Genomic DNA, 24,834 nt, shown 5'->3' on the forward strand with positions numbered 1-24,834 from the left:
ACTCGAGCGGGCGATCACGGAGCGATCACCTGATCGGCTCCGACGATGGATTCGACCTCACGGTCGTACTCCGCAGCCGCTTCCGCGGGGCTCGCCTGGCCGGTGATGACCGCCTCCGTCGCTCGTTGAACGGCTGCAGAAATCTGGTTGTAGTCGCTCGTCGCGGGTCGGAAGTAGGTGAATTCGACGAACTCGGTGACGGCCCCGACGAACGGGTTTGCCTCGGTGTAGCTGGGGTCGGCGGCAACGTCGGCGCGAACGGCGATCTGCGAGTTCTCGTTGACGTACGACAGTGAGTTATCGAAGCTGAGCGCCATCGTCAAGAACTCGAAGGCGAGGTCGGGAGCATCGGTCTGAGCCCCCACAGCGAGCGTCCAACCGCCCGACATGCTGACGCCCGGGCCGTCGCCATTCTGAGTCGGGAACGCGGCGACACCCATGTTGTCGGCGTAGGAATCCCATTCGAACGAGCCACCCGGCACCCAGAACGACGGGGTGTAAGACCCTTCGATGGTGGCGCCGAGCGCATCGCCCGGGAACAGTTCGCCGAAAACCGACTGCCACACGTTCGGGTCGAGGGCCCGGTCAACAGGAAGCGCGTAGCCCTCGTCGTACACAGTCTGGACGAACTCGAGCGAGTCGATGAAGCCCTGCGAGCCAACGACCCACTTGCCCGACTCGGAGTCGTATAGGGCGTCACCGCCGAGTTCGGTGCCGTAGAGCAGCTGGTAGAAGCCCTGCATGTTCGAGCCCTCGCCCGTGCCTGTTCCCGCGTAGAGCATGAACGGCACCGCGTCAGGGTCAGACGACTGCACAGCCTCCGCCATGGCGAGTACGTCGTCCCAGGTTTCTGGTTGCCACGGTGTCTCGATACCCGCCGCCTCGAGCACGGGGATGCTGTACCAGAGCCCTCGGGTGTCGGTGCCGAGCGAGACGGCGTACGTCTGACCGTCGTTACCCACGCCCGCTTGCTTCGCCGCGTCGCTGAACTGATCCCAGTCTTCCCACTCGGCGAGGTAGTCGTCGAGCGCGAGGAGGTAACCGGCTTCTGCGTCGGCGCGAACCGTTGTCGTGTCCTGGTAGAAGATGTCAGGGGCCGTGTCGGCCGAACGGTGCGACAGCGCGAGACGCGTCTTGTAGTCCTCGTCGTTTGCCGACGCGGGCTGAAGTTCGACGGTGACTCCGTCGTTGTCGGCCTCGAACTGCTCTTTCGTGGTCTGCATCAGGGTGTCGAGCGCGGTGAACGCATCGGTCCGGATGTAGCTCACGGTGAGCGTTTGCTCGTCGCCCGACCCGCCGCCAGACGCGGGGGAACACCCGACGATGCCGATGAGGGAGCCCGCTGCGATCGCACTGAGGGCAATGGCCGAACGTCTGGCACGCATGAGGCGCTCCTTTGTGTTTGTGCAAGCACGCGCCGTCGTCGCCGCGTGCGGAATGCGCATCGTCGCGCGCTCCATACGAGTAAGTCAATCGAATGGACTTACTCCGGTCAAGCACTAGATGACGGAAGAAGTAACGATTCGGTACGCGGCGAGAACCAGCGATCAAGAACGAGGGACGCAGCACCCATGGCGGCAACCGCATCACCCAGCGTCGTTCCCCCAATCGCCACCGGGTGAATGCTGCGTGCGGCGCGCATGCGATCGAGCTCTGCCGGGATGATCGTGACGAAGCGATCGGCAACCCGGTTCCAAATGGGCCCACCGAGAACGATCCGATCAAGATCGAGAAGGTTCGCGATCACGGCGAGAGCACGAGCGATGCGCGCAGCAGCGCGGTCAAGAACCGCGACGGCACCCGCCTCACCCGCTTCCGCGCGAGCGGCAAGCATGGTGAGCGCCGCATCGACCGCGGTCGTGTCGTCGCCCGAATCGAGAGAGTCGAGCAGACCCTCGGCGATGGCGTCACGCACGATCGCTTCTGGAGTGCAGGTGACCGCCACACAGCCGCGCAGCCCGCACCAACACGGGGGGCCATCCTCGACGACAACGATGTGGCCGATTTCCCCGGCGTTCGCCAGACTGCCCCGAACGACCTCGTGGTTGATCGCCAAACCCGCACCGAGCCCGGTACCGAGGTACAGGAAGACGAACGACCCGGTGGACGCTGCGGGCGTGCCGGCCCACAGTTCCGCAATCGTCGCTGCAGCAACATCCTTCTCCAGGACCGTGACGAGCCCCAGCCTGCGGCTCAACTCGTCGCGCAGGGGAACGCTGTGCCAGCCGGGCAGATGGGGCGGCTCCACCAGGGCGCCCGCGATGGGGTCGATGGGGCCGGGAGCGGCAATGCCCATCCCTGCAACTCGCGCCCGATCGACGGCGCTATCGGTCAGCACCCCCTCAACCATCTCGACAAGAGCGTCGATTGCGGTCTCGGGGTGCTGACCGAGTGGCGTCAGGATGCGACGCTCGAGAACCACGTCACCGGCCAGATCGAGCAGCACCGCGGTGGTGACCGTGGGGTCAAGGTGCACGCCGACCGCGTACAGCGCCGGCGGGTTGAGGCGCAATATCGTTCGCGGCTTCCCCGGCCCGATTGACTCTTTGCCGGCCTCGACGATCAGCGCTGCATCAAGAAGTCGGCGGGTGATGTTCGTGACCGTTTGCGCTGACAATCCGGTAAGCACCGCCAACTCGACCCGGCTGAGACCAGCAGGTGAACGGCGCACGGCGTCAAGAATGACAAGCTGGTTGAAGTCGGCCATGGCGGGAAGGTTGGTTCCCCGTCGACGGCCTGGCTCGGCAACGCCCCGTTCGGTGTGCGCGCCGTCGCTCATGAGGCGACGATAGCGCCCTCAGTCAGGCAGGGGCCCCGGCCGCCACCGATAGGCCGGCAGTCCCGTCGCGCCGAGATCGGAGACGACGACAAGCCGGCCCGCGTCGGGGAACCGTGCGCGCGCATCCTCATCGAGGTCGCGCATGGCGGTCGTGACCAGCGCGTGCTGCAGGTGCGAGCCAATGAACGCAATCGCGGTGACGTGGGGCGCGTCGATCGCGAGCTCGCGATCGAGCGCGCCATCGGGGGTGTAACGCCGCACTGCTCCCCCACCCCAGAGCGCGACCCAGAGGCCGCCGTCGGCGTCGACGGCGAGGCCGTCGGGCTCGACACCCTCGTCGTCGATGTGCACCGCGACCCGGCGGGGGCCCACAGCGCCCGTCTCGGCGTTGTAGTCACGCGCATAGATGTCGCCGGCCGCACTGTCGACCGAGTACAGGGTGCGCCCGTCGGGCGAGAAGGCCAGCCCGTTCGAGATACCGAGTCCGTCGTCGAGCGTCGTCACCGCGCCGTCGTGCTCGAGCCGCACCAGCACGTTGCCCTCGTGCGGCCCGGCCGGGTCGCGCGACGTCGAGCCGACGATGAGGCGGCCGGCGGGGTCGATGACGCCGTCGTTAAAGCGCTGGTGCTCGGGCAGGAGGTCGCGCGACGTGGTCACCTCGCCAAGTGCGGAGGCGAATCCGAGGCGGCGACCCACCGCGAGCAGGTACCGGGCGTCGCCGAGCCGGAACGCGCATCCGACCGGCTCGTCGAGATCGAGCGTGCGCAGAATCTCGAGCTGCGCGTCGGGCAGCGGGCGGGCGACCGTGAGCCGACCGGCCGGAATATCGACCCAGCTCATCGTGCCGGTCGCCACATCCCAGCGCGGGCTTTCGGCGAGTTCGTGGCGGTCAACGGGCAGGACGGTGACGGCAGCCATCGCTCCAGCCTACGAGAGAGCCTCGATACTCGCCTCGGGTCGCAGGTCGAGCCGCCGCAACAGCTGCGCATTCAGCGCCACGACGATGGTCGACAACGACATCAGAATCGCACCGATCGACATCGGGAGGATGAACCCGATGGGCGCCAGCACGCCGGCAGCGAGCGGCACCGCGGCGAGGTTGTAGCCGGCCGCCCACCACAGGTTCTGGCGCATCTTGGCGTAGCTCGCGCGCGACAGCCGGATCACTGAGAGCACCGACCGCGGGTCAGAGCTGGCGAGGATGACGCCGGCCGAGCCGATGGCCACGTCGGTGCCGGCGCCGATCGCGATGCCGACGTCGGCCTGCGCCAGCGCCGGGGCGTCGTTCACGCCGTCGCCCACCATCGCGACGCTCAGCCCCTCCGTCTGCAGCTCGGCGACCTTCGCGGCCTTGTCTTCGGGGCGCACGCCCGCGAACACGCGGTCGATTCCGAGCTCGTCGGCAACGGCGTGCGCGACGGCTTTCGCGTCGCCGGTGATCATGACGACCTGCACGCCGAGCGCGTGCAAGGCGTCGACCGCGTCGCGCGACTCGGCGCGCACCTCGTCGGCCAGCTTGAGTGCGCCGGCCACGTCGCCGTCGACCACCACGTGCAGCACGATGGCGCCGTCGTCGCTCCACGCCTCGGTCGCCGTGAGGGCCGAGCCGCCAACCTCGTCGAGCAGACGGGGCCCGCCGACGCGCACGGTGCGACCGTCGACGGTCGCGGTGACTCCGAGTGCCGCCTCCGAGCGGAAATCGCGGGCGGCCGCCACCGAGAGCTCACGCTCGTCGGCGGCGCGCACGATCGCGCGGGCGAGAGGATGCTCGCTGTCGGCCTCCGCGGACGCCGCGAGCGCGAGCACCGCGTCGGCGTCGTGGCCATCAGCCGGCTCAACCTCAAGCACGGTGGGCGCGCCGGTCGTGAGTGTGCCGGTCTTGTCGAAGAGCACCGCGCCGATGGTGCGCATGCTCTCGAGAGCGAGGCGATCCTTCACCAGCACGCCGGCGCGGGCGGCCCGCTCGGTCGCGATCGAGACGACGAGCGGAATGGCGAGACCGAGCGCGTGGGGGCAGGCGATGACGAGCACCGTCACCGTGCGCACGACCGCGAAGTCGGGCATTCCCACGATCGACCAGACGATGGCGGTGATGACGGCCGAGCCGAGCGCGAACCAGAACAGCCACGCGGCGGCGCGATCGGCGAGCCTCTGTGCGCGCGAGCTTGAGGCCTGCGCGTCGGCAACAAGCTTGCGAATGCCGGACAGCGCCGTGTCGTCGCCCGTCGCGGTCACCTCGATACGCACGCCGCCGTCCGTGGCGACCGTGCCAGCGACGACCGCATCCCCCTCGCCGCGGCGCACGGTGCGCGATTCGCCCGTGATCATCGATTCGTCGAATTCGGCCTCGCCCGAGACGATGCGGCCGTCGGCGGGCACGCGGCCACCCGGGCGCACCAGGATGGTGTCGCCCGTGGCGAGCTCATCGGGAGTCACCGTCTCGGTACCGCCGTCAGCGGTCACCCGCTCGGCCTCGTCGGGCAAGAGGGCGGCGAGCGAGTCAAGGGCGCTCGTCGTCTGAGCCAGCGAACGCATTTCGATCCAGTGGCCGAGCAGCATGATGACAACGAGCAGCGCGAGCTCCCACCAGAAGTCGAGCTCGTGCGGCAGAAGGCCGAGACTCGCGCCCATCGACGAGACGAAGGCCACGGTGATGGCCAGCCCGATGAGCAGCATCATGCCGGGGCTACGCTGCCGCAGCTCGTCGACGGCACCCGTGAGGAACGGGCGGCCGCCCCACACGAAAATGACGGTGCCGAGCACGGGCGAAATCCAGGACCAGATGCCGCCCATGGGCAGCTCATAGCCGATCAGGTCGGCGAACATCATGCTGAACGCGACGACCGGCACGGCCAGGATCAGGTTCAGCCAAAACAGTCGGCGGAACTGCGCGACGTGATCGCCGTGACCGCCGTGACCGGCGTGGCCGCCGTGCGCCCCGCCGCGGCTCTCGTGCTCCGCGTGGTGCTCGTGCTCGTGCTCGTGCTCGTCTGCCTGCGTGTGGTGGTTTCCGGTCGCATGAGTCATGTCCGGCACGGTAGTACCCCCCGGGGGTACTGTCAAGCCCTTCGGATCAGGTGCCCAGAAACCCGGCGCGACGCCCACCAGCGCCACAACACCCGTCCGCCGATCAGCACTTCGACGGCCGCCGCCGGTCGAAACCATCGCGAACGCGGCAGGTCGACCATGCCTCCGCGCGCAAAACTCACCGCCGTGACGCCCAGCACCGGGGCGGCCCACGCGGCGAACGTCGCCACGCGCCAGGCGGCGCTGCGTTCGTGGCGCAGCACAAACCAGGTCCACAGGGCTGTGTCGGCCAAGAAGTCACCCTGGGCGCCGAAGCGGGTCACGCTTGCCGTGCCGCGGGCGAGCTTGCCGTCGGCAAAGTCGGTCGCGAGCGCGAGCGCGACGGTGGCCGGCGAGCCCAGGCGGTGGCCGGCAGCCGGCAGCGCGCCCCGCGCAACGGTCAGAACGTTGGCCGCGCCCAGGTCACGCCGCCCCTCCAACATGCCGAAGTGAGTCACCGCCATCAGCCAGCTCGTCACGATCCACGGCAGACCACGCCGGCCGGCGAGGGCGCCCACGGCTACGTGCACGGCGGTTGCCTCGACGACCGCGCGCGGTCGCTTTCGCGCCTCCCGCCAGCTACGCAGGGTCGCGTCGGCGATGAAGCCGCCGAGGGCCCGCGGGGCAAAGCCACCGCGTTGCAGCCCTGCCAGCAACTCGTTGGTCGCCGCGCGGCTGTCTCGCCCCGCCAGCACCCGCGCCCGTCGCGTCATATCGCCACCGTAATCCGCCCTCATCGACCTTCAGCGCACCTGGGCCGAAGCTGGGAGTGACATGCAAGCCGCATGAAAAAGGTACCCCTACCCCCCATTCGGGGGCCTACGGTCATAAACGCCCCGATCAGGCTTGATTCGTCACGAGCGCATCTCCGGATCGGGGGCACACCCCGATCACATAAGGAGAATCATGAACCTCTTGCTCATCATTGCGGGAATCATTGCCATCATCTTGCTCGTCACCGGCGGCCTCATCGAAGCCGTCAACTTCCTGCTGTACGTCGGCATCGTGCTGCTCGTGTTGGCGCTCATCGTTTTCCTCATTCGCGCCCTGACCGGCAACAAGCGGGTCTAACCGCCACGCCTTCCGCCGCCTCCACGCGGCGAATACAACGGGGATGCACGCCACGCGCGCATCCCCGTTGTCCCGTTAACCCGCACTCACCCCTCGACGGGCTCGGCCGTCACCACCAGGTTGTCGAGATAACTTCCCCGGTCACGGTCGAAGGCCCCGTCGCAGGTAATGAGGCGGAGCACGTCGTCGGCGGATGCCGCAAACACCGCCGCTGTCGGAAAAGCGTCCTTCGGATACTGCGCCCGGTCCGTAACCCGGTACACGTGCCCGTCACCGTCACTCGTCGTGACCTCCACCAGGTCGCCGACTGCCAGCTCGTCGAGTCGGATGAACGCGGCGGGCCCGGTCGGCGAATCCACGTGCGCGGCGATGACGGTCGGTCCGGCAGCGCCAGGCCGACCGCCGCCGCTGAACCAGCCGATGTCATCGAAGTTGGTCGGCACCTCGAGACTGCCGTCAGCGGCGATGCCGAGATCGATGAGCGGTCGATCGACCCCGATGCGGGGGATCGTCAGGGCGACAGGGATCGCCACCTCCAGGGGCTCCGACCGCTCACGGGGCGGCGCGGGCGTCGGGGCCTCCGCGGCGCGGGTCGGCGCGGTGGAGGCGACCGGCCCGGCTACCGAGTCGCCCGCGATCGGCGGCGACGCGCATCCGACCATCACCCACACCACGCTGGCGGCGACGAGCGCGAGCCCGCCACGCGTCCGCGCGCGCGTCGAGTGACCGGCAGTACCGACCACTCGACACGCGACCGGCATCATCGGGTGACGTGCTCCGGGCGGCGACGGGCGACGACGAGACCTGCGGCGGCAAGGCCACCAAGCAGGGCAACCCCCGCGACGAACGGCAGTGCTGTGGTCTCGGTGGCGGCGCCACCGGCTCCCGTGTCGACACCACCGACCGGAATCTGCTGCAGCTGACCGCGCACGACACCGGCGGTGAACTCGGCCGTGTGTGAGTCGGCCGAGAAACCAGCCGGGTTCGCCTCAATCGCAGCGAGCGAGAAACCGTCGCCCGTGTCGGCGCCGTTCGCCTCGATGCCCGTCGTGAACGGGCCCTGCATGCAGCCGGATGCCTCGCGCGTGCCGTCGCCCGTGTCCTCCGGGTTCGGGAAGGCGATGCGCGGCGGGCCACCCTCGCCGGCGTTCGCCTGGTGGATGTGCGTGGCGGTGCGCGCCGGGCTCTCGTACTCGCCGGTCACGCCCTCGAGCACGATGTCGTAACAAATGATCTCGAGGTCAGAGTTGATGCGGAACGTGAACGAGCCCGTCGCTCCCTCCTCCCCCGGCGCGGGGTTGCCGTCGGCATCGACGACGGCGTCAGGCGTCGCCATCACCGTGAAGGCGCTGGTGAAGGCGTCGGGTTCAGGCACCTCGGTGTCGGCGTAGGCCGGGCTGGGAGCGAGCAGCAGGGTTCCGGCGGCAACGGCCGCCGTGCCGACGAGCGCACTCGATCGGCGAAAAACGGAGCGGGGCATGACAGTCCTTCCGGTCGGGGCGCCTCGATGCGCCCAGTCACCGGTAGTTCGTCACCCCCATTCGGGGGGTTTGGTCGCGAATGGGCGACTGCCGTTCGGCGCGAGAGCGGATTACACTCCCGGGGTGGCTGATCTCCAGCATCACCTGTCGGGCAACGTCGAGCAGTACGTGCAGCGCATCAAGATGCACGACGACGTCGACGCTCCGCGACGGGTCGAGCACTTCGCCGAGTTCCGTCGCCTCGCCGACGCTCAGGCGGCGGCGACGACCCTCGAGCGCGCTGGCTGGGCGGTGCGCGTCGAACGCCGCCGCATCACACAAGGCCGCTTGATCGCCGCCCGCACGACGACTGTTGACGTCGAGACGGCCGATCGCTGCACCGAAGAGGTGTTCGCAGCCGTCGCCGAACATCGCGGGCGCTACGAGGGCTGGAACGCCCCCGTGCTTCGCAGCCTTTAACGGCCGACGTCGGCCGACGTCAGCCGAGCTCGGGCGTGCGCGCGGGCGCGCGCCGGGTGCGCCCCACCGCCGAACCCTCGCGGTTCGCCGTCGCCTCCATGGCGGCCGCGTACCGCAGCAGAGCCGAGTCGTCGTAGGCGCGACCGGCGATCGTGAGCCCAACGGGCATCCCGATATCGCTCATGACACCGATCGGAACCTGCACCGCAGGAATGCCGAGATGCCGGGGCACGAGGTTGCCGTTCGCGACCCACGTGCCGTTGCGCCACGCCCGCTCGGCACTCTCGGGGTTCACGTCTGCGTCGGCCGGACCCACGTCGGCGACCGCCGGGAACGCGATCGCGTCGAGGCCCTGCTCGTCGAGCCAGGCCTCGAAGAGCTCGCGGCGCGCCCGCTCGAGCCCCGCCGCCCCCTCGGCAATGTGCGGAATCTCATCGAGCGCTGGCACACCGTGCTCGCGAGCCCGGTGCACGTAGTCGGCGAGGTCGACGTCTTCCGGGGCGAAGCGGCTGAGGTGGTCGTCGTACTGCCCCGGCAGGGCGCCCGGTGGTTCGGGGAAGATCAGCGAGGGCTCGACGTCGGCGAGGCGATGCAGCGCCGGGTCGCCGTTCGCCTGCAAAAACTCCTCCCACCCCCACATTGACAGCTCGTACAGCTCACTGTCGGCGAAGCCCTCGGGCACGTAGCCGCGCGCGACGAGTGACCGGTCGGGCGTTCTGCCGCGCGATTCGTAGTTGGTGACGACGGGGAAGTCGACCTCGACAACCTCGGCTCCGGCAGCCTCGAGATCGCGACGGACGGCGCGCCACTGATCGATGACGGATGCGCGGGTCGCGATTTTCTCGCCGCTCGCGTCATCGCCCCCGATGTAAAGCTTCGGCACCCCCAACCGGCGCCCGGCCAGCCCGGCGGTGCCGTCGCCGGCAGCTGCGCCGGCGAGCGCCGGGTACGACGCGGGGCGCACGGACGACGCGGCGGGCACCGTGACCCACGGCTGGACGCGCCAGAAGTCGCCGCGCGTCTCGGGGTCGTCGGCAACGATCGCGTCGAGCACGACGAGCAGGTCGACGACCGTGCGGGTGTACGGCACCACGACGTCCATGGTCGGCACGAGCGGCCAGTTGCCGCGCACCGAAATCACGCCACGACTCGGGGTGTAGCAGACGAGCCCGTTGTTCGACGCGGGGCCCCGCCCGCTGGACCACGTCTCTTCGGCGAGGGCGAAAGCGGCAAGGGATGCGGCGAGCGCCGACCCCGAGCCGTTTGATGACCCCGACCCGAACGGCGCCGTCAGGTAGTCGGGGTTGTACGGGCTTTCCGCGCGGCCGTAGAGACCGCGCTGCATGCCGCCGTTGGCCATGGGCGGCATGTTGGTGAGGCCGAGGCAGATCGCTCCGGCCGCGCGCAGGCGCTCGACGGTGAAGGCATCGCGCTGGGCGACCAGGTCGGCAAACGCGGGTGAGCCGCTCGCGACCGTCAGGCCACGCACCATGTAGCTGTCTTTCGCCGCGTACGGGATGCCGTCGAGCGGGCCGAGCGCCTCACCACGGGCGCGCCGCTCGTCGCTTGCCCGGGCCTCGTCGAGCGCGTCGGGGTTCATCACCACGTACGCGTTGAGCGTGGGACCCGACCGGTCGTACGCGTCGATCCGCTCGAGGTACCCGGTGACGATCTCGACCGCCGTGGTGCGCCCATCTGCCAGCGCCGACGACAGGTCGACGACGCTCGTCTCGACGAGCGGAATGCGCGTCACGCGCCGGCCTCGCCACCCGACGCGCCGGTCGCCGGCTGCTGTTGCGTGATGCAGTGAATGCCGCCGCCGCGCGCAAAAATCTCACGAGCATCCACGGTGACGACGGTGCGCCCCGGGTACGCGGCCGACAGGATCTCGCGGGCACGCGCATCCGCGAGATCGTCGCCGAAACCGCACGCGATGACGCCGCCGTTGACGACCAGGTGGTTGACGTAGCTGTAGTCGACGAAGCCCTCGTCGTCGGTCAGCTGCGCGGGGGCGGGCAGCTCGATGAGTTCGAGCGAACGCCCGCGAGCGTCGGTTGCCTCGCGCAGGGCCGCGTAGATCTCGGGCATGACGGCGTGGTCGGGGTGCGCCGGGTCGTGCTGCGCGTGCACGAGCACGCGGCCGGGCGCGGCGAAGGTCGCGACGATGTCGACGTGACCCCGCGTGCCGAGCTCGTCGTAGTCGCGGGTGAGGCCGCGCGGCAGCCAGATGACCGTCGAGACGCCGAGGGTGCGCGTCAGTTCGGCCTCGACGCGCTCTTTCGTCGCCCACGGGTTGCGGTCGGGGTCGAGCTGCACGGTCTCGGTGACGAGCACGGTGCCCTCACCGTCGACGTGAATGCCGCCGCCCTCGTTCACGAGCAGGCTCGGGATGCGCGTGGCCGCGACCTCGCCGATCACGCGTTCCGCGATCAGCGCATCCCGCTCGCAGTCGGCGCCCTGCCCCCAGGCGTTGAAGATCCAGTCGACGCCGCCGAGGGCACCGGTCGCGTCATCGATGACGAACGTGGGGCCGAAGTCGCGCATCCAGAAGTCATCGAGCGGCGCCTCGACGATGTCGATGCCGGCGTCGAGCATGTCGCGTGCGCGGGCCAGTTCGCTCGGGTCGACGACCATAGTGACCGGCTCGAAGGGCAGGATCGCGTGGGCGACGGCGGTCCAGGCTTCGTAGGTCGCGGCGCGGGCGGCTGAGCTGTCACCCATCACGTCACCCTGGCGCGGGAAGGCCATCCAGATGCGGGACTGCGGGGCAGTTTCGGCGGGCATGCGCCAGACCATGGGATCTCCTCGTCGCGACCACAGGTGTTATTGAGCACGTGGTCAATAAGCACCGCTGACGCTACCGCCGTGCGTGCGCCGTGTCAATCATCAACGCCCGTCGCCGCGGGGCGCACCCGATTGCGCAATCGCATGCGTCACGGCAGGATAGAGGCGGTGGAATGACCCACCCCGGCGCGAGAAGGGCTCGATTCAGGTGAAGCAGCGAGACGGGTACGGCACGACGCCGCCCCACGTCACGGGTGCCGAACGCGACGTCATCGCCACCCTCAGCGCGCGGCTGACTGCGGCTGTCGAGTGCGGCCAGGCCCGCGTGATCGTCGGCATCTGCGGCGCCCCCGGTGCGGGAAAGTCACGCCTGGCTGAGGCCCTCGCCGAGAGCCTGGGGCCCGAACGCGCGGTCGTCGTCCCCTTCGACGGATTCCACCTCGCCACCTCGGTCATCGAGGGCACGCCACTGATGAATCGTCGCGGCGCGCTCGACACCTTCGATCTGGGGGCCTTCCGATCGATCATCGAGCGCATCCGTCGCCGGGACGAGCAGACGGTGTTCGCACCGACCTACCGCCGAGGGCTCGAAGAACCCATCGCCTCGGCGATTCCTGTGCCCCGCGACGTGCCCATCGTGATCACCGAGGGCAACTACCTCTTGCTCGACGAGCCGGCACTCGTCGCCGCCCGCGCGCACCTCGACGAGGTCTGGTACCTCGACACCCCGAACGACGTGCGCCTTCCCCAACTGGTCGCCCGCCACGTCGCCTTCGGGAAGCCGGCCGACGAGGCCGCAGCGTGGGCGACCGGCACCGACCAGCGCAATGCCGAACTCATCGAGTCAACCCGCGATCGCGCCGAACTGCTCGTTACTGTTGTGCGTGACGACGCCGGAGAACTGTCGGCGACCGGGCGGGAGGAGAGACCATCGTGGTGACCATGTCGGATGTGGCGCGCGTCGCCGGGGTTTCCGCCACGACCGTCTCGCACGTCATCAACAAGACCCGCCGCATCGAGCCCGAGACCGAGCGCGCGGTGCTCGAGGCGATCGAAACCACCGGGTACCTGAACGACCGCGTTGCCCGCTCGCTGCGCACCGGCAAGACGATGACCATCGGGCTCGCGATCTCCGCGATCTCAAACCCCTATTTTGCGGATGTTGTGCACGCGATCGAGAGGATGGTGTCGGCCAACGGCCACTCCCTTCTGCTCGCCGACACGCACGACGATCCCGACCACGAACTGCGCGCCGTGACCGATCTGCTCGCCCATCGACCAGACGGGCTGCTCATCGCACCGTCGCCCGACCCCCACCGAGCACTGCACCGCATCGCCGCTCGCGGCATCCCGACCGTGCTGATCGATCGCATCGTCGACGACCCTGAGGACGGGCCGTTTGATGCCGTGGGCGTCGAAAACACCGAGCCGATGGCCGAACTCATCGACCACATCGTCGAGCGGGGTCACCGCCGCATCGGGTTGATCGCCGGAAAGCAGGGCCTCCAGACGGCCGAGGAACGCATCGCGGGCTTCCGCCTGGGGCTCAAGCGGCACGGGCTCAGCGACCAGCACGACGCGGTCGTCTACGGCGACGACGACACCGGCCGCGCGCTCGACGAGCTTCTGGCCCGTGACGGCGCCCCCACCGCGATCGTCATGGGCAACAACCAGATCACCATCGACGCGATGCGCCGCCTCGCCGAGCGCGAGTTGCGCATCCCCGACGATCTGAGCATCGCCTGCTTCGACGATTTCCCGTGGGCCGACCTTTTCCACCCGCGCCTGACGGCCATTCGCCAGCCGGTCGACGCCCTCGGCACGAAGGGGGTGACCATGCTGTTCGAGCGCATGGCCACTCCCGAGCTCGCTGCGCGCCAGGTGCGGCTCGAGCCGCAGCTCATCGTGCGCGACTCGGTTCGACCGCTCGCCTGACGCGACAGCGGCGCCCGACTGCGCGGTGCGCGAGCCGGGCGCCGGTACCGGATGCCGCGCGCCTACGCTGCCGCGGCGCCCGTCATGATCGCGACGACATCGGTCATCGAGTGTGATTCGGGCGTCACGACCCCGGCGCGCTTCCCGAGGCGCTGAATGTGGATGCGGTCGGCCACGTCAAAAACCTGCGGCATGTTGTGGCTGATCAAGACGACCGAGACGCCGTTGTCTTTCAGCCGGCGGATGAGGTCGAGCACCTGGTTCGTCTCGCGAACGCCGAGGGCGGCGGTCGGCTCGTCGAGGAAGACGACCTTCGAGCCGAAGGCGGCCGCGCGGGCCACCGCGACCGCCTGCCGCTGACCGCCAGAGAGGTTCTCGACCGGCACCGTGACATCTTGCAGCGTCGTGATGCCGAGTTCAGACAGCTCTTGCCGCGCGCGTTCGCGCATCCCCTTCGTGTCCATCATGCGAAACACCGAGCCGAGCACGCCCGGTCGCCGAACCTCGCGGCCGAGAAACAGATTGGATGCCACGTCCAGCGCTGGCGAGACCGCAAGGCTCTGGTAGACGGTCTCGATTCCCAGGTCGCGGGCGTCCTGCGTGCGCGAGATGCGCACCGGTGAACCCTCAAACTCGATCGTGCCGTCGTTCGGCACCTCGGCACCCGTGAGGCATTTGATGAGCGTCGACTTGCCGGCGCCGTTGTCGCCGACCACGGCGAGAACCTCACCCCGGTGCAACTCGAAGTTCACGCCGTCGAGGCCCACGACACGGCCATAGGTCTTCACCAGGCGCTCAGCCTTCATGATGATGTCGCCCATGATCAGTTCGCCTTCCGAATCCAGTGGTCGACCGAAACGGCCGCGATGACGAGCACGCCGACGGCGAGCGTTTGGTAGAGCGTGTCGACGCCCGCCAGCGACAGTCCGTTGCGGAACACGCCGACGATGAGCGCGCCGAGCAGCGTGCCCCAGATGATGCCGCGGCCGCCGAAGAGGCTCGTGCCACCGATGACGACCGCCGTGATCGAGTCGAGGTTGATGTCGGCGGCGGCATTCGGGCCAGCCGCGTTGCTGCGACCAATCTGCAGCCAGGCCGCGATCGCGAGAATCGCCCCCGCCGCAATGTAGACGCTCATGAGCACCCGATCGACGCGTATGCCGGCAAGACGGGCGGCATCCTTGTCGTCGCCGACCGCGTACACGTGACGACCCCAGGCGGTGCGGCCGAGCATGAACGCGAGCGCGATGTAGACCGCGACCATGATGAGCACACCGGTCGTGACGCGCACGCCACCGATTTCAATGGCCTGCCCCGTCCACGTGAGGAGTGCGGGCAGGTCGGCACCGATGACCGTCTGGCCGCCCGAGTAGAGCAGGGTCAGCGCGACGAAGATGTTCAGCGTGCCGAGCGTCGCGATGAACGGCGGAAGCTTCAGGCGCGTCACCAGCAGGCCATTGAGTGCGCCGGTCGCCATGGCGACGACAAAGCCGATGAAGAGGGCGATGACCGCGGGAAGGCCACCGGCCGTGGCCGCGAGCTGCGCCATCACCATCGAGGCGAACACCATGGCGGCACCCACCGACAGATCGATACCCGCGGTGAGGATGATGATGGTTTGCGCTGCGGCAACCGTGCCGACGATCGCGACCTGCTGGGCAATCAGCGACAGGTTGTTGGGCGCCAGGAAGTTGCTGTTCAGCGCTCCGAAGATGATGACGGCAATGACCAGCACAATGGCCGGGCTCAGCGCCGGGTATCGCAGCAGGATGTCGCGCGCTCGCGACGCCGGCGTCGAGCGGTCAAGAAACTCGTCGGCGAGATGTATGCCGTCGGTGGGCGGGTTGGATGACATGGCGACTTCCTCCTCGGTGAGAAAAGTGGGAGCGTGCCGGCCCGACGCTCTCGTCATCGGGCCGGCACGCGGTTGATGTCAGGCGGCGGCTAGCCCCAGCACAACTCGTTTGCCTCGGCGGTGTCAATGCTCTCGACACCATCGACCGGAACGTCGGTGACCAGCGCAACGCCCGTATTGAAGAAGTCGAGTCCATCAGTGACCTCGGGGGTCTCGCCCGTCTGCGCGAAGTTCACCAGTGCCTCGATACCGAGCTGGGCCATTTGAGCGGGATACTGCTGCGCCGTGGCGTCGATGACGCCGTCGGCCACGTAGCCGACGCCCGCGCATCCACCATCAACCGAGACGATGAGAACGTCGTCCTCACGCCCAGCGGCTTGCAGCGCCTGATACGCGCCGAAGGCGGCCGGCTCGTTGATCGTGTAGACGACGTTGATGTCGCCGTTGCGCGACAGCAGGTTCTCCATGGCGGTGCGGCCGCCGTCTTCGGCGCCACCCGTGGCTTCGTTGCCGACAATCTCGTACTCGCCGCCCGAGTACTGGCCGGTCGGGGCCTCGTCACCGGTGCGGTTCGGGTCGGCGACATCGATTCCCATGCCCTCGAGGAATCCGTTGTTGCGCTGGTAGTCGACGCTCACGATGCGGTCGTCGAACACGTCGAGCAGCGCAATGACGGCACGCTCACCGTCGAGCTGGGCTGCAGCCCACTGCCCGATCAGGTTGCCAGCGAGACGGTTGTCGGTCGCGAAGGTGATGTCGGTCACGTCGATCGGGTCGGGCGGCGTGTCGAGCGCAATCACGTACAGGCCGGCGTCGCGCGCCTGCTGAATCGCGTTGTTGACGCCGGGGCCGTTGAGCGTGATCAGGATGCCGTCGTCGCCGCGGGCGATGGCGTTCTCGATCGCGGCGATTTGCGTCGCCTCGTCGCCGTCTTCCGTGCCCGCTTCGAATGTCAGCGAGACGCCCTACTCGGCGGCCGCTGCCTCGGCGGCCTCGCGCATAGCGATGAAGAACGGGTTCGACGCGGTCTTGACGATGAGCGACACACCGATGGTGTCGTCGTCACCGGAGCCGCCGTCGGCGGGTCCTCCGTCGGTGCCGGTGGCGCATCCGGCGAGCAGGGCTACAGCGGATGCGAAGCCGAGGGCGGCGGTCGTACGCCGGCGAAGGCGGCGCGTCCGGGGGGTGTGACTCGTCATTGAATCCTCCTAGTGAAGTGGCAACCAGCGGTGGTGCTCATCCCAGTGAAACAGGTGCGCATGCGTTTGCGCAACCGTATACGCACACGAATGCGCACCGAAGGTGTTCGCATGCCGTTTAGGGTGGGGGCACTACTGACGGCGTCGAGGAGGCAGCCGTGTCGATCGAAGGCACCGAGCGCGAGCGCGCCACCCGCATCCCTGCCGCCCTGCGCGCCGAGCAGATTTACGAGGCCGCCCAGCGGGTCGCTCTCGATCGTGGCCTTGCGGGGGTCACCCAACGCGCGGTCGCCGACGAAGCGGGAGTCACCGCCGCGCTCGTGGCCCACTACGCGCCCAGCATGAGCGAGCTGGTCGCCGACACCTTCCGTGCCGTGGTCGCCCGCGAACTCACCGAGGTACGCGCACACGTCAACGCCGTGCGCGACCCGATCGCCCGCTTACGCACGCTGCTCAGCACCATGCTCGACGGCACTCGCAATGAGGTGACGCCGGTGTGGGTCGACGCGTGGGGCCTTGGCCGCCGCAATCCCGACCTTGCCCAGGCGATCATCGAAGAAATGACCGACTGGCACGACGCCCTGGTCGAGGTGCTCGAGGCGGGTATTCACTCGGGCGCGATGCGCGACGCCGACACCTCATTGCTCGCCGCGCAGGTGCTCGCCATGATTGATGGCCTGAACGCGCACGAGATGGTCGATTACGGCCGACAGCACAGCTCGCTCCGACTCATCGGGCGCGCGCTCGAGTTGGAATTGGGGCTCCCCGACGGCATTCTCGGGCAGTAGCCGAACCCACCCCTCGAACGAGGGGAAGACGGCGCGTACCACTACTCGCCTTTCCCTGAAAAAACAACCCCTCGTCGACGATGCCTCACATGCCCTAGCGTCATGGCTGACCGTGGAAAGGGCCACCACCATGACGACGCTCAACACCCGCACCACCCGCTCCCCCGAACCGGAAATCGTCGACACCCCCGTCACCGGTTTCCGCGCAGCACCCCGCGCTCTCGAAGATGTGCGACTCGATCGCGTTTCGTCGACCGAGTGGCGCGTCAGCGATCGACGCTTCCTGACCGAGACCGGCCGCGCTGTCATCGGCGTCGTCGACCGGGTCGGGCCTGCCTATCGCGTGACCGTGTTGAATCACCCCGACCACACCGAGTTCTACGGCTCGCTCGCCGCGGCACGCAACGCCTTCGTCGAACGCGAATAACGCGACCCCCCGGGGCGCGCGCATACCCCCACGGGGATGCGCGCGCCCGCTTTTTGCCGACAGAATGTTGCCCGGGCCGCGCAATGCGGATGCACCGGGAGGCTTACTTGGGAACACTCACCTACGACTCGACGCTGTCGGCCGACTTCGACGACCGTACGCTCGCGCATCTTCAGATCGTGATCGGCGCAAAATTGCGTCGCAACGAGGCCTTTTACTTCAGCTGGAAGGACGACGAGTCGATCGGTGACGGGCGCAGCGTGATTTGGCTGCACCCGACCATCCCCATCTCCTTCAAGTTTTTCGGAGGACGACAGCCGAGCATCAACCGCGCATGGATCGACGAGCTGATGTTGCTCGCAAACACCCCGAACGGGCTGCACCTGGTGCCCGAGCCCGAAGCGGGCGGAATGGACGGCGAATGACTCGGGCGACAATTCTCTACGGCGGCCATGAGTACGTGGTCGCGCGGTCCGAATCAGACGTTCGCGACGAAGTCGACGTGATCGTCGCTGGCGGCGGCGGGTGGTTGCGCGTCAACCACGGTCGCGGGCGCCTGCAGGTCGCTCACCTCTACGTCGATCGCGGCACACCGATCGCGGTCGTCGACACGACCGAACCGGAGTAGCGAGCTGCGGCGTGTTCTTTTCGCGAACATGCCGCCAGCAGTCGGGTGACCCCACGGCGTAGCCTCAGCGCAACCAGGGGGCACCATGACACTTTCCCGACGCCGAGCCACGATCGCGACGGTCGCGATTGTCGCGATCGTGGGCACCGCATCCATTGCTCTGCCCTCGACAGGACTCGCTGGGTCAGCGTTCGACGGAGCTGCGGCATCTGCCGCTGCGAGCGGGCGAACCGCCCTGCTGGCACCGACCGCACGGAAACCCAAGCCCAGCCCGTCGCCCACCCCAACGGCAACGCCGTCACCCACACCGACGCCGACGCCGACGCCGACGCCGAGCGAGCCGACCGTCGATGCGCCCCTGCGCTTCGGGGTGTCGACCCCGCAGGGGCCGCTCGTTGCCAGCGAGATCGCCGCGGTCGCCGCGACCGTCGGCGAGCAGCCGAGCATCGAGCTCTGGTACGAAGACTTCCGTCAGCCGCTCAGCGCCGCGAAGCTCGCGGCGGTTGACGCACGCGGCGCCACTCCCCTCATCACCTGGGAGCCCTGGGCGTGGGGAGGCGGGGCGACGCAAACGGCGTACCGCTCGTCGCGCATCACCGCGGGGGCGCACGATGCCCAGATTCGTCAGTGGGGCCAGGCCCTCGCGGCGTGGGGCAAGCCCGTTCTGCTGCGCTATGGCCACGAAATGAACGGCGATTGGTACCCGTGGGCTGACGGCGTCAACGACAACAAGCCGGGTGACTACGCCGCGGCGTGGCGGCACGTGCACACCCTCGTGACCGCCCAAGGCGCCACCAACGTGCGCTGGGTGTGGAGCCCGAATGTGCCGTACCCGGGCTCGACACCGCTGACGCAGCTCTACCCCGGTGACGCCTACGTCGACGTTGTCGCCCTTGACGGCTACAACTGGGGCAGCAGCCAGTCGTGGAGCAGCTGGCAGAGCCCCGACACGCTCTTCGGCCAGGGGCTCGCCGAACTGCGCGCCATCGCCCCCGGCACCGAGATCATCATCGCCGAGACGGCGTCAGCTGAGCAGGGTGGCTCGAAGGCCGACTGGAACACGCGCCTCATCGCCTACCTCGATGCGCAGCCCGACGTCAGCGCCGTCGTCTGGTTCGACTACCAGAAGGAGGCCGACTGGCGCATCAGCAGCTCGGTCGCATCGGCGAGCGCGCTAGCGGCCGCACTGGCCGCGCGACGCTAGCGCAGCATCCGAATTATTCGTCTTCTTCTGCGCGCGACAGGCGCTGCGAGATATAGACCGGAATCAGCGACAGCAGAATCAGCACGGTCGCGACGACGTTGACGAGGTTGCCCTCGTTGGGCCGCGCCATGGTGTTGAGAATCCACAGCGGCAGGGTGTCGACGCCGGGGGGCGCCGTAAAGATCGTCACGACGACCTCGTCGAAGCTGAGCGCGAAGGCGAGCAGGCCGCCGGCGGCGAATGCCGTGCGGAACTGCGGGAAGGTCACGAGCCGGAAGGTCTGCCCGATGCCGGCGCCGAGGTCCATCGACGCCTCCTGCAGGTTCGGGTTCATGCGGCGCAGGCGCGCGAAGACGTTATTGAAGACCATGACGATGCAGAAGGTGGCGTGCGCGACGATCATGCCGAAATATCCGATTTGGATGCCCGCCGGCTCGAGGATCGAATTGAACGTGTTCGAGAACGCGACACCCGTGACCACACCCGGCAGAGCGATGGGCAGCACGATCAGCAGGTTGACGGTCTGCTTGCCGTAGAAGCGGAAGCGCGAGAGCGCGAACGCCGACAGGGTGCCGAGGATCAGCGCGATCACGGTCGCGCCGAGCCCCACGATGACCGAGTTGAGCACGGCCGCGCGGATCGGCTCGGACACGGCCGCGACCTCCCACCAGCGCAGAGAGAACTCGGTCACGGGGAACGACGCGATGCGCGAGCTGTTGAAGGCGTTCAGCACGACGAGCGCGAGCGGCACGTACATGAACACGAGGACGATGCCGACGATGACGCCGAGCACGATCTTCGACGAGCGGCCAAGACGCAGCATGGTGTCTCCCCCTACATCCGCTCGAGGGCGCCCGTGCGACGGGTGACCAGGAGGTAGATGACGACGAATGCGATCGGCACGACCGAGAAGGCGGCGGCGACCGGCGGGTTCAGGTTGATGTTCGAGGCGATGATCGAGCCAATCATCTGACTGTTGGCCCCGCCGACGAAGCGCGCGGCGAGGTAGTCGCCGAGGCTCAGTGAGAAGGTGAACACGCTGCCGGCGATGAGGGCGGGCGTTAGCAGCGGCATGACGACCGTGCGGATCGTGGTCCAGCCGCTCGCGCCGAGGTCCGCCGAGGCGTCGAAGAGGTTGACGGGGATTTGGCGGATCGCCGTGTAGACCGGCAGCGCCATGTACGGGAACCACAGATAGGTCAGCGTGATGATCACCGTCGGAATGCCGAAACCGGGGCCCGAGAGTCCGAACGCGCCCGCGACAGTGTTGAAGAATCCCTCCTCGGTGAAGGTGATGCGCATCGCAACGATCTTCACGAGGTAGCCAGCCCACAGCGGAAGCGTGATCGCGACGGCGAGCACCGCGCGCATCCATGGCGAGGCGATCTTCGCCATGAAGATGCCGAGCGGAATCGCGAAGGCGGCGCTCAGCGCCGTCACCGCGAGCGCGATGCCGAGCGTGCGCAGCGAGGTTGAGATGTAGGCGGGGTTCGAGAACAGCAGCGCGAAGTTGTCGAGCGTGAACCCGGGGCGAACGAGCGAGGTGAAGGGGTCGACGAGCCAGAACGCGGTGATCAGTAGCAGCGCGAGCGAAAAGATATAGAGGCCGACGAGCCACGTCAGTGGCAGCGCCAGCAGCGCGCCGAGGCGCACGCGCGGCCGCTTGTGCAGCGCGGTCGAGATCGGCCGGTGCAGCGGCACCGCGGTGGCGGTGCGCTCGGCGCGATTCTGTGCGGTGGTCGTCACGATCTCTCCCTGGTCGTCATCGAGAGGGGTGGGCGGGGTGATGCGAAGCGGGGGTGCGCGGGCGGGGCGTGATGCCCCACCCGCGCGAGTGGATCAACCCTTGACGGTCAGCCAGGCCTCGGTCCACTGCTGGAAGTTGGTGCAGGTGACGTCGGTACGGCCGTCGACACACTGCTCAATCGGAGTGGTCCAGAACCAGACGTTCGAGAAGTACTCCTCGTCCGTGGCGTTGAAGTCCTCACAGTGCTGTGCGGCCTCGTCGCTCGTCTCGCAGAACGCGGCGTTGGCCGGGGCCATACCGAAGTTCATCGCGATGGCACCGTTCACCTCGGGCGAGCTGGTGTAGTCCATCCAGAGGTACGCGCAGTTGGGGGCGTCGGCCTCGGACGAGAGCATCCAGGCGTCCGACCAGCCGGTCGAGCCCTCGACGGGCAACGTGCCACCGAACTTCTCGGTGTCCTCGGTGAACTTGCGCAGAACCTCCCACGAGGTGCCGACGACGGTGGTGCCGCCGACGAACGACGTGATCTGCGCGACCGGGTCGGCCCAGTACTCGGCGACGATCTCGTTCTGCTGCTGCAGCAGTTCGACAGCTGCGGCGAGCTGCGTCTCGTCGAGCGCATAGGGGTTCGTGATGCCGAGGTCGGGCTCGTGGGTCATCAGGTAGACCGCCGCGTCGGCGATGTAGATCGGGGCGTCATAGGCGATGATCTGGCCGGCGTAGGGGCTGTCGGCCTCCCACACCACATCCCAGCTCTCGGGCGTCTCGGTGACGACCTCGCTGTTGTACTGCAGGATGTTCGCGCCGCGACCGATCGGAACGCCGTAGCTCTGGCCGTTGATCGTGTCGTAGATCTGACCCTTCATGCCTTCGACGATGTCGTCGCCGAAGTTCGGGATCAGGTCGAGGTTGATCGGGGCCACGTCGCCACCGGCAATGAGACGAAGGCTCGCGTCGCCCGACGCCGAGACGAGGTCGTACTCGCCGGTGCGCATGAGGGTGACCATCTCGTCGCTGGTACCGGCGACGCGGCGGTTGACGACGCATCCGGTGTCTTCGGTGAACTGGTCAGACCATTCGGGCTCCACGAAGCCCGACCACGCGACGATGTCGAGCGAGGCGTCTTCGGCCGCGCCGAGCTCTTCCGCCATCGGGATGTCGGGAACGTCGATGAACAGGCCGTCGCCGGACTGTCCGTCGCTGCTACAGCCCGCGAGCACCAGCAACGCTGCTGACGCGAAGGCGGGGACGAGCAATTGCTTCTTCATTGCTTCTCCTTGTGTTCACTGTGGGTTGGTGCCGGGGTGTCGGCGGGTGGAACGGTGGGGCGATGGCCGGATGCGCGCATCCGGTCAGCGGGTCAGGGAACGAGCGCGGCGTGCTCGCGGTGCCAATACACGCGGACGGTGTCGCCGCGGCGGTAAGGCGCGGTGTCGTTCGGCGCGTGGTCGTTGTGGCGTTCGGCGATGATCGTGAGCCCGAACTCGGTGGTGACGATGTAGCGCGTGGCGGGGCCGGTGTAGACCGTTTCGGTGATGGTGCCGACCACGCTGGTCTCGTCGGGGGCGCGGGTGCTGTCGACCGCCGCGAGTCGCACGCGCTCGGGGCGCACGCTGATGGCGCCGTCGGCGCCGGCCAGCTCACGCGCGAGTTCAGCCGGGATCAGGTTCGAGACGCCGAGGAAGCTCGCGACGAAGGCGGTCTGCGGGTATTCGTAGACCTCGCGCGGGGTGCCGACCTGCTCGACCCGGCCCTCGTTGAAGACCGCGATGCGGTCGCTCAGGGTGAGCGCCTCTTCCTGGTCGTGGGTGACGAACACGAAGGTGATGCCGACCTCGCGCTGAATCTGCTTGAGCTCGATCTGCATCTGCTCGCGCAGCTGCTTGTCGAGGGCTCCGAGCGGCTCATCGAGCAGCAGCACGCGGGGGCGCAGGATCAGGGCGCGGGCGAGCGCGATGCGCTGCCGCTGTCCGCCCGACAGCTGGTGGGGCAGCCGGTCGGCGACGTGCGACAGGCGCACCTGCTCCAGCGACTCGCCCACCCGGCGCGCGATCTCGTCTTTGGCGGTCTTGCGCACCTTGAGGCCGTAGGCGACGTTTTCGGCGATCGTCATGTGCGGGAAGAGCGCGTAGTCCTGGAACACCGTGTTGACGGTGCGATCGAATGGCGCTGCCGCTGTCACGTCCTGCCCGTCGAGCAGGATGCTGCCGCTCGTGACGTCTTCGAAGCCGGCGATCATGCGCAGCACCGTGGTCTTGCCGGAGCCCGAGGGGCCGAGCATCGAAAAGAATTCGCCAGGGGCGACCGTGAGATCGAGCTCGCGCACAGCGACGGTGTCGCCAAATCGCTTGGTTACGCCGCGCAGTTCGACGCCGGCGGTCTCGTGGGAAGGAGCGTCGGGGGCGGTCGTTTCGGCCGTGGTGTCCGTACCGGGCATGGTCGGAAAACTCCTTCGAGCGTCGTTGGGTCGAGGTGTTGAACGCTAAAGCTATAGTTTCATAACTTATATTTCAAACTCGTGACGACGGAGTAACGAGATGAGCACGATCGCCGGGCCAGGGCACACGCCGCCCATAGCCGACGTGCGCCACAATGAGGCCATGTCCACCGGCCGCACCAGTCATCGCGCCGGCCGACCCGCCCGGCTCTTGAGCGCCGTCTTCCAGCCCATCGGCGATGAGGGCCGTGCCGCCCTCGTCGAACGCCGCATCTCGGAAGCGATCACGGGCGGCGTGCTGCACGCGGGCGAACGCCTGCCCTCAGAGCACGACCTCGCCCAGGCATTCGGCGTTGCGCCGGCCACCGTGCGGGAGGGCCTGCTCGCCCTGCGCACCCGCGGACTCGTCGTCACCCGGCGCGGTCGCGGGGGCGGAAGCTTCGTGGCCGACAGCGCCGACCCGACCGCGTTCACCCAGGCGGCGCTGCGCACCACCACGCGCGTCACCCTGCGCGATGCCGCGACCCACTACCTTGCGATCACGCGTGCGTGCGTCGAGTTGGCCGCGCGCCGCGCCGACCCGAGCGAGGTCGAACTCATTCGCGCGCGCATCCACCGGGCGCACGGGGGTGACCTTCGCTCGTGGCGCCGCATCGTCGACGACGCCGTCATCGAACTCGCCGCGCTCAGCCAGAGCGCGCGCCTCACCCGCGAGCAGATGCGTCTGCAGGCCGAGCTGTCACCCTTCTTCGCCCTCGTCGACCGCGAGCCGGCCGAGCAGCAGCGCCGGCTCGACGCGCTTGACGCGATCCTCGACGCGGTGACCGCCGCCGACGCCGACACCGCGGGTCACCTGGTCGCCGACGCCGTCGCGCACGATGTCTCGTGGCTGGTCGACTACCGGGCCCGCTTGGAGGCACAATGAAGGCCACCCCATCCGCGCCCCGCGCGTTCGAACCGTCGAGGAGGACCGT

Annotated in this window: 25 protein-coding genes and 1 pseudogene; 10 read left to right on the forward strand and 16 right to left on the reverse strand. The window is 68.3% G+C overall.

What is annotated here, in order from left to right; all coding sequences use genetic code 11:
• Window positions 1-14 precede the first annotated feature (14 nt).
• From EV141_RS04755 to EV141_RS04775, 5 genes are all read right to left on the reverse strand, one after another.
• The gene (locus tag EV141_RS04755) at window positions 15-1,385 is read right to left on the reverse strand and encodes an extracellular solute-binding protein (protein WP_130484773.1); all 1,371 of its coding nucleotides are present in this window, start codon (window positions 1,383-1,385) and stop codon (window positions 15-17) included.
• 107 nt (window positions 1,386-1,492) lie between these two features.
• Window positions 1,493-2,707, reverse strand: coding sequence for an ROK family transcriptional regulator (locus EV141_RS04760; RefSeq protein WP_130484879.1), 1,215 nt, complete (start codon window positions 2,705-2,707; stop codon window positions 1,493-1,495).
• A 90-nt stretch (window positions 2,708-2,797) separates the two neighbouring features.
• The gene (locus EV141_RS04765) at window positions 2,798-3,697 is read right to left on the reverse strand and encodes an SMP-30/gluconolactonase/LRE family protein (protein WP_130484774.1); all 900 of its coding nucleotides are present in this window, start codon (window positions 3,695-3,697) and stop codon (window positions 2,798-2,800) included.
• 9 nt (window positions 3,698-3,706) lie between these two features.
• Complete coding sequence (locus EV141_RS04770) at window positions 3,707-5,806, reverse strand: heavy metal translocating P-type ATPase (protein ID WP_130484775.1); 2,100 nt, start codon at window positions 5,804-5,806, stop codon at window positions 3,707-3,709.
• A gap of 32 nt (window positions 5,807-5,838) precedes the next feature.
• Window positions 5,839-6,558 (reverse strand): CDP-alcohol phosphatidyltransferase family protein, encoded by a 720-nt coding sequence (locus tag EV141_RS04775; RefSeq protein ID WP_157985507.1) that lies wholly within the window; start codon window positions 6,556-6,558, stop codon window positions 5,839-5,841.
• Between the two features lie 193 nt (window positions 6,559-6,751).
• On the opposite strand from EV141_RS04775, the gene EV141_RS12330 reads away from it, so the two are divergent.
• Complete coding sequence (locus tag EV141_RS12330) at window positions 6,752-6,916, forward strand: hypothetical protein (protein WP_185740090.1); 165 nt, start codon at window positions 6,752-6,754, stop codon at window positions 6,914-6,916.
• An 86-nt stretch (window positions 6,917-7,002) separates the two neighbouring features.
• Here the strand turns inward: EV141_RS12330 and EV141_RS04780 are convergent, their stop codons facing one another.
• Window positions 7,003-7,659: a class F sortase gene (locus EV141_RS04780; protein WP_241969017.1), complete on the reverse strand. Its 657-nt coding sequence runs from the start codon at window positions 7,657-7,659 to the stop codon at window positions 7,003-7,005.
• A gap of 17 nt (window positions 7,660-7,676) precedes the next feature.
• Window positions 7,677-8,396: a CHRD domain-containing protein gene (locus tag EV141_RS04785; protein WP_130484777.1), complete on the reverse strand. Its 720-nt coding sequence runs from the start codon at window positions 8,394-8,396 to the stop codon at window positions 7,677-7,679.
• A 124-nt stretch (window positions 8,397-8,520) separates the two neighbouring features.
• Between EV141_RS04785 and EV141_RS04790 the strand changes: the two genes are divergently transcribed.
• The gene (locus tag EV141_RS04790; RefSeq protein ID WP_157985508.1) at window positions 8,521-8,856 is read left to right on the forward strand and encodes a ribonuclease E inhibitor RraB; all 336 of its coding nucleotides are present in this window, start codon (window positions 8,521-8,523) and stop codon (window positions 8,854-8,856) included.
• Window positions 8,857-8,875: 19 nt separating this feature from the next.
• Here EV141_RS04790 and EV141_RS04795 read toward each other — a convergent pair whose 3' ends face one another.
• Both EV141_RS04795 and EV141_RS04800 read right to left on the reverse strand, forming a co-directional pair.
• Window positions 8,876-10,609, reverse strand: a complete 1,734-nt coding sequence (locus EV141_RS04795; protein WP_130484779.1) for an amidase — start codon at window positions 10,607-10,609, stop codon at window positions 8,876-8,878.
• Window positions 10,606-11,652, reverse strand: coding sequence for an agmatine deiminase family protein (locus EV141_RS04800; RefSeq protein ID WP_130484780.1), 1,047 nt, complete (start codon window positions 11,650-11,652; stop codon window positions 10,606-10,608). The genes EV141_RS04795 and EV141_RS04800 overlap by 4 nt, the downstream gene beginning before the upstream one ends.
• Before the next feature lie 196 nt (window positions 11,653-11,848).
• Between EV141_RS04800 and EV141_RS04805 the strand changes: the two genes are divergently transcribed.
• Window positions 11,849-12,580 carry a nucleoside/nucleotide kinase family protein gene (locus EV141_RS04805; protein WP_241969018.1) on the forward strand — a complete coding sequence of 244 codons (732 nt, stop codon included), beginning with the start codon at window positions 11,849-11,851 and terminating at the stop codon, window positions 12,578-12,580.
• A gap of 2 nt (window positions 12,581-12,582) precedes the next feature.
• On the forward strand, window positions 12,583-13,575 hold the full coding sequence (locus EV141_RS04810) for a LacI family DNA-binding transcriptional regulator (RefSeq protein WP_241969055.1): 993 nt from the start codon (window positions 12,583-12,585) through the stop codon (window positions 13,573-13,575).
• A 62-nt stretch (window positions 13,576-13,637) separates the two neighbouring features.
• Here the strand turns inward: EV141_RS04810 and EV141_RS04815 are convergent, their stop codons facing one another.
• The 3 genes and pseudogenes from EV141_RS04815 to EV141_RS04825 form a co-directional block, all read right to left on the reverse strand.
• Window positions 13,638-14,396, reverse strand: a complete 759-nt coding sequence (locus EV141_RS04815) for an ATP-binding cassette domain-containing protein (RefSeq protein WP_130484782.1) — start codon at window positions 14,394-14,396, stop codon at window positions 13,638-13,640.
• A gap of 2 nt (window positions 14,397-14,398) precedes the next feature.
• Window positions 14,399-15,430 (reverse strand): ABC transporter permease, encoded by a 1,032-nt coding sequence (locus EV141_RS04820; RefSeq protein ID WP_130484783.1) that lies wholly within the window; start codon window positions 15,428-15,430, stop codon window positions 14,399-14,401.
• Window positions 15,431-15,519: 89 nt separating this feature from the next.
• Window positions 15,520-16,629, reverse strand: a pseudogene (locus EV141_RS04825) (substrate-binding domain-containing protein).
• Between the two features lie 158 nt (window positions 16,630-16,787).
• Between EV141_RS04825 and EV141_RS04830 the strand changes: the two are divergent.
• The 5 genes from EV141_RS04830 to EV141_RS04850 all read left to right on the forward strand — a co-directional run bounded on the left by EV141_RS04830 (window position 16,788) and on the right by EV141_RS04850 (window position 19,676).
• Window positions 16,788-17,417: a TetR/AcrR family transcriptional regulator gene (locus EV141_RS04830; protein WP_241969019.1), complete on the forward strand. Its 630-nt coding sequence runs from the start codon at window positions 16,788-16,790 to the stop codon at window positions 17,415-17,417.
• Between the two features lie 130 nt (window positions 17,418-17,547).
• Complete coding sequence (locus EV141_RS04835; RefSeq protein ID WP_130484784.1) at window positions 17,548-17,844, forward strand: hypothetical protein; 297 nt, start codon at window positions 17,548-17,550, stop codon at window positions 17,842-17,844.
• Window positions 17,845-17,951: 107 nt separating this feature from the next.
• Window positions 17,952-18,269, forward strand: a complete 318-nt coding sequence (locus EV141_RS04840) for a DUF7882 family protein (protein WP_130484785.1) — start codon at window positions 17,952-17,954, stop codon at window positions 18,267-18,269.
• Window positions 18,266-18,472 (forward strand): hypothetical protein, encoded by a 207-nt coding sequence (locus tag EV141_RS04845; RefSeq protein WP_130484786.1) that lies wholly within the window; start codon window positions 18,266-18,268, stop codon window positions 18,470-18,472. Before EV141_RS04840 ends, EV141_RS04845 begins: the two co-directional genes overlap by 4 nt.
• Before the next feature lie 85 nt (window positions 18,473-18,557).
• Window positions 18,558-19,676 carry a glycoside hydrolase family 26 protein gene (locus tag EV141_RS04850; protein ID WP_130484787.1) on the forward strand — a complete coding sequence of 373 codons (1,119 nt, stop codon included), beginning with the start codon at window positions 18,558-18,560 and terminating at the stop codon, window positions 19,674-19,676.
• Window positions 19,677-19,689: 13 nt separating this feature from the next.
• Here EV141_RS04850 and EV141_RS04855 read toward each other — a convergent pair whose 3' ends face one another.
• The 4 genes from EV141_RS04855 to EV141_RS04870 all read right to left on the reverse strand — a co-directional run bounded on the left by EV141_RS04855 (window position 19,690) and on the right by EV141_RS04870 (window position 23,860).
• Window positions 19,690-20,499, reverse strand: coding sequence for an ABC transporter permease (locus EV141_RS04855; protein WP_130484788.1), 810 nt, complete (start codon window positions 20,497-20,499; stop codon window positions 19,690-19,692).
• A gap of 11 nt (window positions 20,500-20,510) precedes the next feature.
• Window positions 20,511-21,422, reverse strand: coding sequence for an ABC transporter permease (locus EV141_RS04860; RefSeq protein ID WP_241969021.1), 912 nt, complete (start codon window positions 21,420-21,422; stop codon window positions 20,511-20,513).
• A gap of 93 nt (window positions 21,423-21,515) precedes the next feature.
• Entirely contained in the window at window positions 21,516-22,691 is a 1,176-nt protein-coding gene (locus tag EV141_RS04865) for an ABC transporter substrate-binding protein (RefSeq protein WP_130484789.1), read from the reverse strand.
• Window positions 22,692-22,783: 92 nt separating this feature from the next.
• Window positions 22,784-23,860 carry an ABC transporter ATP-binding protein gene (locus EV141_RS04870; protein WP_130484790.1) on the reverse strand — a complete coding sequence of 359 codons (1,077 nt, stop codon included), beginning with the start codon at window positions 23,858-23,860 and terminating at the stop codon, window positions 22,784-22,786.
• A 163-nt stretch (window positions 23,861-24,023) separates the two neighbouring features.
• Here EV141_RS04870 and EV141_RS04875 point away from each other — a divergent pair, with 163 nt between their 5' ends.
• Window positions 24,024-24,785, forward strand: coding sequence for a FadR/GntR family transcriptional regulator (locus EV141_RS04875; protein WP_130484791.1), 762 nt, complete (start codon window positions 24,024-24,026; stop codon window positions 24,783-24,785).
• The last annotated feature ends 49 nt before the right edge of the window (window positions 24,786-24,834 follow it).

Source organism: Microcella putealis, assembly GCF_004216575.1.
Classification (GTDB): Bacteria; Actinomycetota; Actinomycetes; order Actinomycetales; family Microbacteriaceae; genus Microcella; species Microcella putealis.